This is a genomic window from Pseudomonas sp. McL0111 (assembly GCF_052567255.1).
On record NZ_CP199585.1, the window covers coordinates 2,509,075 to 2,522,044 of the forward strand.

At 58.4% G+C, this 12,970-nt stretch carries 14 protein-coding genes; 4 read left to right on the forward strand and 10 right to left on the reverse strand.

The genetic code is table 11. The annotated features are described in order from the left end of the window. Window positions 1–13 precede the first annotated feature (13 nt). The gene (locus tag ACTWLJ_RS11450) at window positions 14–541 is read right to left on the reverse strand and encodes an MOSC domain-containing protein (RefSeq protein WP_445180885.1); all 528 of its coding nucleotides are present in this window, start codon (window positions 539–541) and stop codon (window positions 14–16) included. Next, window positions 538–1,164, reverse strand: coding sequence for a DUF1780 domain-containing protein (locus ACTWLJ_RS11455; protein WP_445180886.1), 627 nt, complete (start codon window positions 1,162–1,164; stop codon window positions 538–540). The genes ACTWLJ_RS11450 and ACTWLJ_RS11455 overlap by 4 nt, the downstream gene beginning before the upstream one ends. Before the next feature lie 136 nt (window positions 1,165–1,300). Here ACTWLJ_RS11455 and ACTWLJ_RS11460 point away from each other — a divergent pair, with 136 nt between their 5' ends. Together ACTWLJ_RS11460 and ACTWLJ_RS11465 are read left to right on the forward strand one after the other, a co-directional pair. Beyond that, complete coding sequence (locus ACTWLJ_RS11460) at window positions 1,301–1,990, forward strand: energy-coupling factor ABC transporter permease (protein ID WP_445180887.1); 690 nt, start codon at window positions 1,301–1,303, stop codon at window positions 1,988–1,990. A 64-nt stretch (window positions 1,991–2,054) separates the two neighbouring features. Next, a complete protein-coding gene (locus ACTWLJ_RS11465) occupies window positions 2,055–2,270 on the forward strand; it encodes a hypothetical protein (protein WP_445180888.1) in 216 nt (71 codons plus the stop codon). Window positions 2,271–2,290: 20 nt separating this feature from the next. On the opposite strand, the gene yacG is transcribed toward ACTWLJ_RS11465, so the two are convergent. The 5 genes from yacG to pilB are packed head-to-tail and all read right to left on the reverse strand — an operon-like array spanning window position 2,291 to window position 6,899. Continuing rightward, window positions 2,291–2,491: a DNA gyrase inhibitor YacG gene (gene yacG / locus ACTWLJ_RS11470; protein ID WP_445180889.1), complete on the reverse strand. Its 201-nt coding sequence runs from the start codon at window positions 2,489–2,491 to the stop codon at window positions 2,291–2,293. After that, a complete protein-coding gene (coaE, locus tag ACTWLJ_RS11475; protein ID WP_445180890.1) occupies window positions 2,488–3,111 on the reverse strand; it encodes a dephospho-CoA kinase in 624 nt (207 codons plus the stop codon). Before coaE ends, yacG begins: the two co-directional genes overlap by 4 nt. Beyond that, window positions 3,108–3,980 carry a prepilin peptidase gene (locus ACTWLJ_RS11480; RefSeq protein WP_445180891.1) on the reverse strand — a complete coding sequence of 291 codons (873 nt, stop codon included), beginning with the start codon at window positions 3,978–3,980 and terminating at the stop codon, window positions 3,108–3,110. Before ACTWLJ_RS11480 ends, coaE begins: the two co-directional genes overlap by 4 nt. A 1-nt stretch (window position 3,981) precedes the next feature. Continuing rightward, complete coding sequence (locus ACTWLJ_RS11485; protein WP_445180892.1) at window positions 3,982–5,199, reverse strand: type II secretion system F family protein; 1,218 nt, start codon at window positions 5,197–5,199, stop codon at window positions 3,982–3,984. 2 nt (window positions 5,200–5,201) lie between these two features. Next, window positions 5,202–6,899 (reverse strand): type IV-A pilus assembly ATPase PilB, encoded by a 1,698-nt coding sequence (gene pilB / locus ACTWLJ_RS11490; protein WP_445180893.1) that lies wholly within the window; start codon window positions 6,897–6,899, stop codon window positions 5,202–5,204. A 225-nt stretch (window positions 6,900–7,124) separates the two neighbouring features. On the opposite strand from pilB, the gene ACTWLJ_RS11495 reads away from it, so the two are divergent. Together ACTWLJ_RS11495 and ACTWLJ_RS11500 are read left to right on the forward strand one after the other, a co-directional pair. After that, a complete protein-coding gene (locus ACTWLJ_RS11495) occupies window positions 7,125–7,565 on the forward strand; it encodes a pilin (RefSeq protein ID WP_445180894.1) in 441 nt (146 codons plus the stop codon). Between the two features lie 295 nt (window positions 7,566–7,860). After that, window positions 7,861–8,217 carry a BON domain-containing protein gene (locus ACTWLJ_RS11500; RefSeq protein WP_401217342.1) on the forward strand — a complete coding sequence of 119 codons (357 nt, stop codon included), beginning with the start codon at window positions 7,861–7,863 and terminating at the stop codon, window positions 8,215–8,217. Between the two features lie 260 nt (window positions 8,218–8,477). On the opposite strand, the gene ACTWLJ_RS11505 is transcribed toward ACTWLJ_RS11500, so the two are convergent. The 3 genes from ACTWLJ_RS11505 to ACTWLJ_RS11515 form a co-directional block, all read right to left on the reverse strand. After that, entirely contained in the window at window positions 8,478–8,774 is a 297-nt protein-coding gene (locus ACTWLJ_RS11505; RefSeq protein WP_445180895.1) for a DUF2845 domain-containing protein, read from the reverse strand. Next, window positions 8,774–11,722: a DUF748 domain-containing protein gene (locus ACTWLJ_RS11510; RefSeq protein WP_445180896.1), complete on the reverse strand. Its 2,949-nt coding sequence runs from the start codon at window positions 11,720–11,722 to the stop codon at window positions 8,774–8,776. Before ACTWLJ_RS11510 ends, ACTWLJ_RS11505 begins: the two co-directional genes overlap by 1 nt. A 190-nt stretch (window positions 11,723–11,912) precedes the next feature. After that, complete coding sequence (locus ACTWLJ_RS11515) at window positions 11,913–12,929, reverse strand: class I SAM-dependent rRNA methyltransferase (RefSeq protein WP_445180897.1); 1,017 nt, start codon at window positions 12,927–12,929, stop codon at window positions 11,913–11,915. Window positions 12,930–12,970 lie beyond the last annotated feature (41 nt).

Consider the following 12,970-nt stretch of genomic DNA (forward strand, 5'->3'; position numbering starts at 1 on the left):
CTACAGAAAGCTTTTACCCGGGGTTGAACGCAGCATAGCCGCTGTCCGGCACCGGCTCGACTTGCACGCCGTCATCGAGGCGAATTATCCCGCTTTGTAACACTCGCGCGGTGATTCCGCCATGCCCGCGAACGGCTTGAAAGGTGCCGGGGCCGAGGTTGTTTTGCAGGCGAGCGCACGGTTGGCACCAGCCAGTGGTTTCGAAAATCGCCTGGCCGATGCGAAACCGCCGGCCCTTGAGACTGAACAGGTTGATGCCACTGATAACCAGATTGCGCCGCAGATCTTCAGGCTTTATCGGCTGCTCGTCCGGGCGCCCCAACAGTGAGCTGATCACTGCCAGATGTTCCCATTGAATCAGCGTCACCTGGCGCGCATTGCGTACACCGGGACGGGCATGATCACCCGTCAGCCCGGCCTCTAGCCGCGCTTCGACAGCGTCAAGTTCAAGCATTGGCCCACGGGATTGCGGACGCACGCCGATCCAGCGCACGCGACCGGTCTGCGGGACATCGGCGATCAGTTGCTGAAGTGGCGTCACAGGCTGATCCCGACATCGAAAACAATACTACGGCCCAGGTTGCTGCGCAGAAAGTCCGGCGCATCAGGATGCGCGAACAGCACCCGGGCGAAGGTTGGTCCGACCAATGACAACGAGCGCCAACCCTGACGCAGATATTCGGTTGGTGGTGGGAAGTGGCTGTTCAGATCCAGCACTTCGCGCTTGAGGCTGGCGAAGGCAATGATGTCCAGTTCGCCCAGGTCCATGCCGCGTTCTTTGTAGTTGTGCGCTTTTTTGCGCAGGGTCGGCGCCAGGCGCAACAAAAACTTGTTGGCCGGAATTCGCTTGGGCTTGGCCTCGCGGCGCACCAGTTGGCTCAGAGAGAATGCGCTGCGCCGACGTTGTAACTCGTCGCGCCATTCATCATTGAGACGGCGGCCTTCATCCAGCACGAAAAACACTTCGAAGTTGGCGTCACGAAACAGCACGTCCGGCGGTTCGCCAGCGGGGGCGAACTCGTCGACGCGGTAGGGAATGTTCAGCCCTTGCAGCAGGCGTTGGCAGACCCAACGCTCACGCTCCCATTTGCGGGCATTGGACAGGAACGCGTTGGCTTGCTCGGCCGCGATGGTCAGCAGGCGTAAATAATCTGAGTCATCCATAGGCCCAAGCTTAGCGTTCAAATGCGACAAGCAGAAAGCTTTGCTTCGACTGATGCTCACGGGAGGGCGGTGTAGACTTCGATAACAGGGATTACTGACACAGCGCGACTCCAACAGAGAGCGCAATGGGAGGGACATGATCGGTGCAGAGCTGCTGTCGACAACAAGCCTGACGCTTGGCTGGCTGATTTACCTGCCGGTGTTGCTATGGGCGGTGACCCGTGCACCGTGGGTCGAACTGTTCAGCGACAGCCGTCGCCAGCATTTGCTGTTCGGCACGGTGTTCGCGTTGTTTCTGTTGTGGATGGTGCGCAGGGATTTCGATACCGGCGTGTCCTATCACTTCATCGGCATGACGGCAGTGACCCTGCTGCTGGACTGGCCGCTGGCGATTGTCGGCGGGCTGGTGGCACAGATCGGTCTGGTGTTGCTCGGACGTCAGGATCTGGCGGCTGTCGGCGTCAACGGCTCGTTGCTGATCCTGTTGCCGGTGTTGATCACCGAGTGCGTGGCGATCCTTGTCGAGCGTGCCCAGCCGCGTAATCCGTTTGTGTATATCTTCTGCTCGGGTTTTTTCGCCGCTGCCCTGTCGGCACTTTTGTGCCTGGTGTTGAGCCTGACACTGCTGTGGTACGACGGCCTGTTTGCCATGCCGGAATGGCTGGAAGACTTCATCGGTTATCTGTGGCTGATCATTTTCCCCGAGGCGTTTATCAACGGCATGGTGATCAGCGCGCTGGTGGTGTTCTGCCCGGAATGGCTGGAGACCTTCAATCGCACCCGCTACCTTTCGGCGCCGTGGAAGGATGACGATCCCAAGTCTTGATCCACATCAAATCCGCCATTCTCCGTGCATTCATGCTCAAGCAAATCCCTTCAGGAGCAGCGGCATGAGTGTGTACGAGTGGGCGAGGCAGGAGACGCGGCAGAGTCTGGACATGGCGCAGGAGGTGGGGTTTGACCCGGGGTTGAGCCTGCGCGCCTTGCTCAGTGCGGTGGTGCAACAGAGCAAGAGCGTGCTCAATGCCGAAGACCTGGCCGACGAGTTGCGCTTTCTTGCAGAAAACCTCGACGACGATCAGGACTACGGCTTCATGCGGCCCTGATCGGTCTCGAAAAACGCTAATCAGTGGCGCGGTTCGAAATCGCCGGAGAACATTTCATCTTCAGCATCCGGAGTAACCGGGATTTTGTGTTCTTCCGACGCCCAGGCGCCGAGGTCGATCAGCTTGCAGCGGTCCGAACAGAACGGACGGAATTTGTTCTCGGGCGTGAATTCCACGGGGGCGCCACAGGTTGGGCATTCTACAGTTGGGGTCTGGCTCATGAGTGGCCTCCGGATAAAGTCAGGTAAAAATGGTGCAGGCGCTCGACTTCGCTGTGCAGCCACGCGAGGTCGCGGTCGTTGACCACCACGTCGTCGGCCTTGCTCACGCGGTCTTCGCGGCTGGACTGGGCCTTGAGGATCGCCTGAACCTGCTGTTCGCTGGTTTGGTCACGCTGCAAGGTGCGTTCGATCTGCAATTGTTGCGGGGCGTCGATCACCAGAATTCGCCGGGTCATCGCGTACTGCCCGGATTCGATCAGCAACGGCGACACCAAAATCGCATAGGGCGATTTTGCCAGCGCCAGATGATGAGCGATTTCTTCGGCGATCAACGGATGCAGCAGCGCTTCGAGCCAGCGGCGCTCTTCCGGCACTTCGAAGATCAGCTTGCGCAAGGCCGCTCGATCCAGTGTGCCGTCAGCCTGCAACACGCCGGGGCCGAAGTGCTCGGCAATCTCTGCCAGCGCCGGGCGCCCCGGTTCGACCACCCAGCGTGCGGCGTGATCAGCGTCGACCACATGCACACCGAGGTCGATGAAGTGTTGGGCCGCCGCGCTTTTGCCGCTGCCGATGCCGCCGGTCAGACCGAGAATCCAGGGTTTTTCCACAGGGGTATTCATTTCAAACCGACAAACTGCCAATAGAAGCCGGTTATTTGACCACCCCAGAGCAAGGCAATCCAGCCGGCAATTGCCAGATACGGCCCAAAGGGGATCGGCGTCGAGTTTTTCTGGTTACGCAGGCGCAGCAGAATCACCCCGATAACTGCGCCTACCAGCGACGAAAGCAGGATCGTCAGCGGCAAAATCTGCCAGCCGCCCCAGGCCCCCAGTAGCGCCAGCAGCTTGAAGTCGCCGTGCCCGATGCCGTCCTTGCCAGTGATCAGCTTGAACAGCCAGAACACCGACCACAGCGACATGTAACCGGCCACTGCACCCCACAACGCATCGGGTAACGGCACGAACAGTCCGAAACTGTTGACGATCAATCCCAACCACAGCAATGGCAGCACCAGCACGTCGGGCAGCAATTGATGCTCGGTGTCGATCAGACTCATCGCCAGCAAGCCCCATGTCAGGAATATCAGCAGGCACGCCGGCCAGCCAAAACCGAAATGCCAGGCGACGAACCCCGAGAGAAGTCCGCAGGCCAGTTCCGTCAGTGGATAACGTTTGCTGATCGGCGCGGCACATGCCGAGCAGCGCCCGCGCAGGCATAGATAACTGAGTAGCGGAATGTTTTCCCAGGCGCGGATTCGGTGTGCGCAATGCGGGCATTGCGAGTGGGGCAACATCAGGTTGTAGACCGGCAGTGGCGTTTCGAGCGGCAAACCGAGAACGTCGTGAGCCTGCTGACGCCATTCGCGCTCGAGCATTTTCGGCAGGCGCCAGATCACTACATTGAGGAAGCTGCCAACCACCAGGCCCAGCAATAATGCGGTACAGACAAAAGCCAGCGGATACAGGTCGAAGAGTTCGTCGATAGGCATGTCAGATCGCTGAGCCGAGTTGGAAGATTGGCAAGTACATGGCCACCACCAGGCCGCCGACGATGACGCCGAGTACGACCATGATGAAGGGCTCCATCAGACTGGTGAGGTTGTCGACCATGTTATCCACCTCGTCCTCGTAAAATCCGGCGACCTTGTCGAGCATCTCGTCCAGCGCGCCCGACTCTTCGCCAATCGCTGTCATCTGCACCGCCATGTTCGGGAATACCCCGGTGGCACGCATTGAAAAATTCAGCTGCATACCGGTGGATACGTCCTGCTTGATGCGCAGCACGGCGCGTTTGAACACCACGTTGCCCGCCGCGCCGGCGACCGAGTCCAGCGCTTCGACCAATGGAACACCAGCGGCGAACGTGGTGGAAAGGGTCCGGGCGAACCGCGCCACGGCAGACTTGTACATCAGCGTGCCCACCAGCGGTACTTTCAACAGCCAGGCGTCTTTGCGGTCGCGCAGTGCCTGGGATGTTTTCAGCGCATGACGGGTGCCGAAGAACGCCGCAATCAGCAGCCCGAGCAAGGCCCACCACCATTGCTGCATGAACTCGGAAATGTTGATCACCATCAAAGTGAACGCCGGCAACTCGGCGCCGAATCCGGAAAACACCGACTGGAACTGCGGCACGACTTTCACCAGCAGAATCCCGGTGACCACCATTGCCACCAGCACCACTGCAGTCGGGTAGGTCATGGCTTTCTTGATCTTGGCTTTGAGGCTTTCGCTCTTTTCCTTATAGGTGGCGACCCGTTCCAGCAGGGTATCGAGGGCGCCGGACTGCTCGCCGGCATCCACCAGGTTGCAATACAGTTCGTCGAAATATTTTGGATGCTTGCGCAGTGCAGCGGCGAAGCTGTTACCGGAAGCGACCTCCTGTTTCACCTCGTCCACCAGCTTGCGCATGGCCGGGTTATCGAAGCCTTCGCCAATGATGTCGAACGACTGCAACAGCGGTACGCCGGCCTTCATCATGGTCGCCATTTGCCGGGTGAACAGGGCGATGTCCAGAGCCTTGATGCGTTTGCCGAAGTTGAGTAGCGAAACGGATTTCTTGCGTACCTTGCCGGGGTTGATCCCTTGTTTGCGCAATTGCGCCTTGATCAGCGCCGGGTTCTGCCCGCTCAATTCTCCGCTGATCTTGCTGCCCTTCTTGTCCGTGCCTTCCCAGGCGTAGATGCTGATTTTCGCTGCCTTGACCGCCATGTTCAGTCCTTGGTAACCCGGTTGATTTCTTCAAGGCTGGTGATGCCTTGCATGGCCTTGTGCAGACCTGAAGTACGCAGATCGTCGAAGCCGTCGCGACGCATCTGGATGTCGATCTCCAGTGAGTTACCTTCGGCCATGATCAGCCGTTGCAGGTCGGGGGTGTTTTTCACCACTTCATAAATTCCTGTGCGTCCTTTGTAGCCGCCATTGCAGTGATCGCAACCGACCGGCTCATAGATAGTGAAACTGCCGATACGTTCCTCGGGGAAGCCTTCCTTGATCAGGGTTTCGCGGGGGATCTCGATCGGTTTCTTGCAGTGGCTGCACAACTTTCGAGCCAGACGCTGGGCGATGATCAGGCTGACCGAGGTGGCGATGTTGAAGCCGGGAATGCCCATGTTGTGCAGGCGGGTCAGGGTTTCTGCCGCGCTGTTGGTGTGCAGGGTGGACAGTACGAGGTGACCGGTCTGCGCGGCTTTGATCGCGATCTCGGCGGTTTCGAGGTCGCGGATTTCGCCGACCATGATCACGTCCGGGTCCTGACGCAGAAACGAACGCAACGCCTGAGCGAAGTCCAGCCCCTGCCGGGGATTGACGTTGACCTGGTTGATCCCTTCCATGTTGATTTCCACCGGGTCTTCGGCGGTGGAAATGTTGATGTCGACGGTATTGAGGATATTCAGCCCGGTGTACAGCGACACGGTCTTGCCCGAACCAGTGGGGCCGGTGACCAGAATCATTCCCTGCGGTTGTTTCAGCGCCGCCATGTACAGGTCTTTTTGCACCGGCTCATAACCGAGCGCGTCGATGCCGATCTGCGCGCTGGACGGATCGAGAATCCGGATCACCACTTTTTCGCCCCACAGGGTGGGCAGGGTGTTGACCCGGAAATCGATCGATTTGGTTTTCGACAGACGCATTTTCAGGCGACCGTCCTGCGGTTTGCGCCGCTCGGAGATATCCAGGCTGGCCATGACTTTCAAGCGTGCGGCGATGCGTCCGGCCAACTGGATCGGCGGTTTCGCTACCTCACGCAGGATGCCGTCGGTGCGCACCCGCACTCGGTAGTTTTTCTCATAGGGTTCGAAGTGCAGGTCGGAAGAACCACTCTTGATCGCATCGAGCAACATCTTGTGAACGAAGCGCACCACTGGCGCATCGTCGGCATCGAGGCCGGTAATTTCCTGTTTCTGGTCGTCGGGAGACTCGATGTCGAGGCCTTCGAGATCGACGTCGGCCATATCTTCGAGGCCGCTGGCGTGAGTGTCGAAAAACTTTTCAATGGCGTCACTGAGCTTGTCGTCCTCCACCAATATGGCTTCGGTGCTCAGCCCGGTGCTGAACTGAATGTCATTGATTGCTTGATGATTGCTGGGGTCGGAAATCCCCACGAACAGTTTGTTGCCGCGCCGCCACAGGGGCAGGGCATGGTGCTGGCGAACCAGTTTCTCGCTGACCAGGCCTTTGGGCTGGGTTTCCTTGTCCAGACAGTTCAGATCAAGGAACGCCATGCCGAAATGCTCCGAGGCGATTTCGGCGATCTGCGAACTCTTCACCAGTTTGTTCTGCACCAGATAACTGACCAGCGACAGGCGATTGCGCTGGGCCTGTTGCCAGGCTTGCTGTGCGCTCTTTTCCGTAAGCAGTTCGGCCTGCACCAGTTGTTTGGCCAGACCGCTCAACGCGATGTCATTCATGGGGATTCCGGATACTGACAGTCAATGACTTATAGCCTAGTCAAGTGACAGCGCCAAACACGTCCGGCGCAGGTGACAAAAAGTGTCAGATAGTGCGACTAGAGGTTGTAGGAAAGTGCGGCACACCGGGTTCGCCCCCTGTGTACAGGCGTTAAAGGGATTGGCATGGGCCGTGCTGGGTCTTGTTCAGATCATGAGATTTCGACTCATGCATGGAGCGTGTCTATGAAAAAACAACAAGGTTTTACTCTGATCGAGCTGCTGATTGTCGTCGCGATCATCGGCATTCTGGCGACCATTGCGTTGCCGCAATATTCGAAATATCAGGCGCGATCCAAGGTAACGGCCGGTCTGGCTGAGATCAGCGCTCTCAAAGTGCCGTTCGAAGACACTATCAATCAAGGTACTGACCCATCACTGACCAACGTTGCAGGTAGCGCAACAGCGACAACATCCAATTGCACATTGGCTGCTTCGGGTACTGCGTCGACCGGGGCGGGCACGATTACCTGCACATTGGTGAACGCGCCAGGTCCGGTACTGGGTAAAACCATCACGCTGACCCGCACCGGCGCGGCAACTGGCAGCACATCTGGCGTCTGGAGCTGTGGCACCACTGTCAATGCCGACTACTCGCCAAAAGGCTGCACCGCCACCGGTACTTGATTCGCTAGTGCGATTGCCAAATGCCCCGCTTGCGGGGCATTTTCATTTGTTCGGCGCCAAACAAAACCTTCAATAATTTCAGCGTGTTAGGAACTTTGCAAAAAACCGCATGTTGCATGTAGATAATTCGCTGGTCATGCAAAATGCATGATTCCGAAAAAAACACCAATTTATAACTTGTTGATTTATAAAGGTTTATTGTCTTTCTGAAAGTTGGCACAGCCTTCGCAATGTATCTGGTAACCCTGCTGACAAGACAAGCAGCAGACTTTCCAGAAAAACAGGAGTTACTCGTATGAAGAAGTTCGCTATCACTGCCGCTGCTGCTACCGCGCTGACCCTGACCATGGCTTCCGGTGCATTTGCACAATCCACCCAGGCTACCCAGGCGCCAATGACTCTGGCAGCCGGTGAAATGACCAAGGCTAAAGAAGCTACTTCCGATACCTGGATCACTACCAAAGTCAAAAGCGATCTGGTAACCGAAAAAGGCATCCCAGGCACCGATATCAAAGTCGAAACCAACAAAGGCGTAGTGTCGCTGTCGTCGACTGTTGCAGTGACTGAATCGCAAAAAGACATGGCAGTCTCTATCGCCAAGAAAATCAAAGGCGTCAAAGCGGTTTCCGCTGACGGCCTGAAAGCCGAGTAAGACAAGGCTTCTCGCCTGGACCGGGAGAAGGCGCGACAGACGGGCCGAGCAATACGTCTGCCGCACTTGAGAGTTCATGCGACCGGCCACATGGATGTGGTCATTACAGGCCCCGGCACTTGTGTCGGGGCCTGTTCTATTTCAGGTCGGTGCAAAACAAATGTGGGAGCGGGCTTGCTCGCGAATGCTGACTGTCAGTTGACCGGGTGGTTGACTGATACGACGCTTTCGCGAGCAAGCTCGCTCCCACATGGGAAAGATCAGTTGCCGCGTTTGCTGGTGATTTGGCGTAGCCGGTTGCCCTCAAAGCGCAGGTACTGATACATGCCGTTGTTCGGGCCGTAGGTCCATTCTTCGACCTGGAACTCTTCCCGGCGATTGGCACTGCGCTTGTAGCCCAGCGGATCGCGGCTCAGCGGTTCACCACACTTTTGCAGCACTTCGCTGGAGCGGTCGCCAAGGCTGACCAATTGGCTGCCGCAGCGCAGGGTATCGGATGCCCACGCATGGCTGGCAGCGAGCGTCAGCGCCACTGCTGTCAGCCATTTGCGGCTCATCACTCGGCATCCAGATGCATTTGCGTCACTACCCGACCATCGCTCTCGGCTTCACCGAGATTGGCGTCGATGAAGTACACACGGTCGTCAGCCAGTTGGCCCTTGTCGACCAGATAGTCCTTGATGCTGCTGGCGCGATCCTGACCCAACTGGCGCAGCAGTACATCGCTGGAACTCCAGAATTTGATCACACCGTCGCGCATTTTCGCGGTGCGTTCTTCCTTGCCCAGATCCTTCCATTCGGCCGGTGGCTGGGTTTTCAGACGGGTGCGATAGATACCTTCCAGCAGTGGGCCTTTCTCGTTTTCCGGGACCTGAATCAGTGAGGCCTGAGCCGGCACCTTGTCACCACGGCGCTGGAGCATTTTGTAGTAGTTGTACTGGTATTCACGCTCCAGACGCTGATTGGCAATCAACGGGCCGTCGCTGCTTTGCGCGGCGGTACCTTCGATTTCCAGGCGCAGGGCCGGACGCGCCTTGAGTGCCTGAGACAGTTTGTCCAGCGCACCTTCGGCATCCTTGCTCAAGTCACTGGAGCCGGCTGCGAAGGATACGGTGCCGAGGTCTTCGGAACCGCCACCGCTGATCAAACCGCCAATCAGTTTGAACGGAGCGGCGGCCGCTTTGACGATCAGGTTACGCAGGGTCTGCCAGACAATCGGCATCACGCTGAACTGCGGGTTGTTCAAATCGCCAGTGACCGGCAACTCGATGGTGATCTTGCCGTCGACGTCCTTGAGCAAGGCAATCGCCAGTTTCAGCGGCAGGCTCACGGCGTCCGGACTGTCGACTTTCTCACCAAGCTGCAGTTGCTCGACCACGACTTTGTTTTCAGCTTTGAGCTGGCCTTTGGTGATCAGGTAATGAACGTCGAGGTTGAGCCGGCCCTTGCGGATGCGGTAGCCGGCGAACTTGCCGGAATACGGGGTCAGGGTGGTCAGCTCGACGCGTTTGAAACTGGTGGCGATGTCGAGGCTGGCCATCGGGTCAAACGGGTTGACCGCGCCCTTGATGGTTACCGGAGCATAACGGTCGACCTTGCCTTTGATGTCAACGCTGGCCGGTTTCGCCTGGCGGCTGTCGATGGTGCCGATCTGGCCGTTGAGTTGCTGGATTGCAGTGGCGAAGTTGGGCGTCAGGCTGAAGTCGGCGAAGTTGGCCGAGCCGTCATTGATGGCAATCGCACCGATGTGAATGCCCAGCGGTTTGTCTTTGCTGGCCGGTTTCGCCGCAGCGGATTTAGTGCCGGAGTCGGCCGGTTGCGGGATCAGCAGGTCGTCGATGTTGGTGGTGCGATCATCGTTGATCATGAACCGCGCATACGGCTGGAACAGGTTGACCTTGTCGATCGACAGGCTGTCGCCGTGCTGATAGTTCAAGCCTTCGACAACCACTTGCTGCCACTTGAGGAAGTCGCGGGTTTTCAGGGTGTCGAGGGTGTGTAGCTGATCGATCTGCGCGCGCCCGGTGACGCTGAGCGCCAGCGGGGCGGTGCTCTTGAGGTTGACCTTGAGGTCGCTGCCGAGCATGCCGCTGCGCAGTTCCAGGCGAATGAACGGGCTGATGTAAGACTGCGCGACACGCAGGTCGATGTCCTGGGTTTTCACATTGAGCTGGGCGGTGACCGGGGCCAGGTTGACCACGCCGTCGGCGCTGACCTTGCCTTGTTTACCCAGGCCAGTATCGAGTTTGACCTTGAAGGGCGAGCCATTGAGGCTGTCGAAATCCTGCAGGTCGACGTTGAGCGGGCCGACGTCCAGCGCTACTGGAGGCTTCGCCGAGCGGTCGGCCAGATGCACTTGATAGTCACGCAATTGCACGTCTTTGAGCAGCACTTGCCATGGCTTGCTCGGTGCGGTTTCGGTTTTTGGCGAATCAGCGGCGGCAGGTGTTTGCGCCGGTTCGGCCGCAGCCTTGGCGGGAGGTTTGGACGGTTGGCTGGCGAACAGTTTCTGCCAGTCCAGTTGCCCGTCGGCTTCGAGGGCGGCCCAGGTTTCCAGTTTCTGGCTACGGATCTTGCCGACCACTACTTGCTGCCTGGCCAGATCGAGTGTGGTTTCGCTGACGTCGAGGCGGTCGAGCTTCGCCAGTTGGCGACCGTCGGGAGCCTTGATTGCGAACGGCGCGATGCTGACAGCGACGTTGTTCAGCAGCAATTCGGTTTCTTTGGAAAGGTTGAGTTTGTAATCGGTGCTGAGGCTGACCACACCGTTCTCCAGCACCAGCGGCACCGCGTCACGCACATACGGCCAGAAAGATTTCATCTGGCCATCGGTGACTTTCAAGGTGCCTTCGGAGCTGAACGGGATCAGGCTGAAATTACCGGTCCAGTCGATTTGCCCACCCGCCGGGCCAATGGCGACCAAGGTCATGTCGGCGTTGTCGTCGGGCAGGGTGCTGAGATTTTTCAGTTCGAAGTCGAGTTTGTCGTAGACGAACTCGATCGGTTCGCTCGGCCGTGCGTCCTGGAAGTGCACATTACCGCCAGCGAGTTTGATGCTGTCGATCCGCATCGGGAACGGTTTGGCATTCGGGTCGGCTGGCGTCGACTCGCTGGCCGGCAGTTTGAACAGACCCAGCAGGTTGAGCTTGCCGTCTTTGGCGAAGAGGATTTCAGTCTTCGGTTTATCCAGTTCGATGTCAGCCAGATGCAGGGCTTTTGTCCACAGGCTGTCGATTTGCAGGTTGGCGTAAAGACGTTCGAAGCCGACCTGTTCCTTGCCCGGTTCGCCAATCACCAGCCCCCACAAGGTGACCTCAAGGCTGAACGGATTGAGCTCGATGCGCTGGATATGCGCAGGCACCGTGGCGTAGTTGGCCAGTTGCTGGTTGGCGATGCGCAGGGCGATGCCCGGCAAAATCAGAAACCCCAGCAGGCTATAAAGGGCCAGAGCAGTCAACAAGGCGCCAATCGCGCGAATCAATCCTTTGGGCATGTGCGGCTTCATCTGTCTGAATCGGAGTGCCTTGGAGTATGGCACGCGATTTCGGTTCCGAAGTACTCGGCGTTGGACAGGTTTGTTCAGATTTGTCTGCGATGGCTGTAGGAACTGCCGCAGGCTGCGATTTTTTGATTTTGCTTTTTAAAAAACAGGATCAAAAGATCGCAGCGTGCCGCAGCTTCTACCGGGAGCGAAATCAGAGCTGGAGGATCAGGGTTTTCAGCGGTGGCTGTTGATCCATCGACGGGAAGTCCCGACCCGGGGTCATCACGCTCCATTCGCGCACCGGGCGTCCGGCTTTCTCGGCGCAGCGCAGGACCTGTTCACGCCAGTCGTCCATGCTGACTTTTGCCAGATTGTTGCAGCAGATCAGCACGCCGTTGTCGGCGGTGGACAGCAGGGCTGGCTTGAGCAGGCTTTGATAATCACGCAGCAGGTCGACGGTGCCGAAGGCGCTTTTGGCCCATGCTGGCGGGTCGAGCAATACCAGGTCGTATTGGCGCTGTTCGAGGCGCGGATAGCTCGGCAGCTTCTGCCCGCGACGCTGGGTGATTGGCAGGCCCGCGAGTTGGCGGATCGCCGGGAAGTAATCCGACTGGACGAACTCCATGGTCGGCAGTTGCGGGTTGAGCTGGCCGTTCTCACGACCGACCGCCAGATTGCCTTCGGCAAAATCCAGGTTGCACACCTCACGGGCACCGCCGGCCGCTGCGCTCAGGCCCACGCCGCAGGTGTAGGCGAACAGATTGAGCACGCTTTTGTTCTTCGCGTGTTCCTTGACCCAGCCCCGGGTGTTGCGCAGGTCGAGGAACAGCAGGGGATCTTGCCCTGCATGGCGACCACGGACGCGATAGTTCAGGCCCCATTCGTGACCGACCAGATCGCCCAGCGCCGCGTCGTCGGCGCGGTAGACATGGTCTTCACGGTCGATACGCGAGTTGCCGCGAGAGCGGTCGTTATAGACCAGCAGCGTTTCCAGGCCCAGAGTCTGGTTGACCAAGGCATGCAGTTGCAGCAGGTCATCGCGCTCCAGCGTCTGGTGAAAGCTTTGCACCAGCAATTGCGGGCCGTAGCGGTCGATGGTCAGGCCACCGGCGCCTTCCTGGCTGCCATGGAACAAGCGATAGCAGTCAGTGCCCTGGCTGTGCAGCTCGGCGAGCAAGTCCTGGCGTTGATCGAGGGCGGCGCGCAGCGCCTGATTCAAGGAAGACATGCTTGCGCCTTGCTGGAGAGAATTGGGGCGCGGGAGTTTAA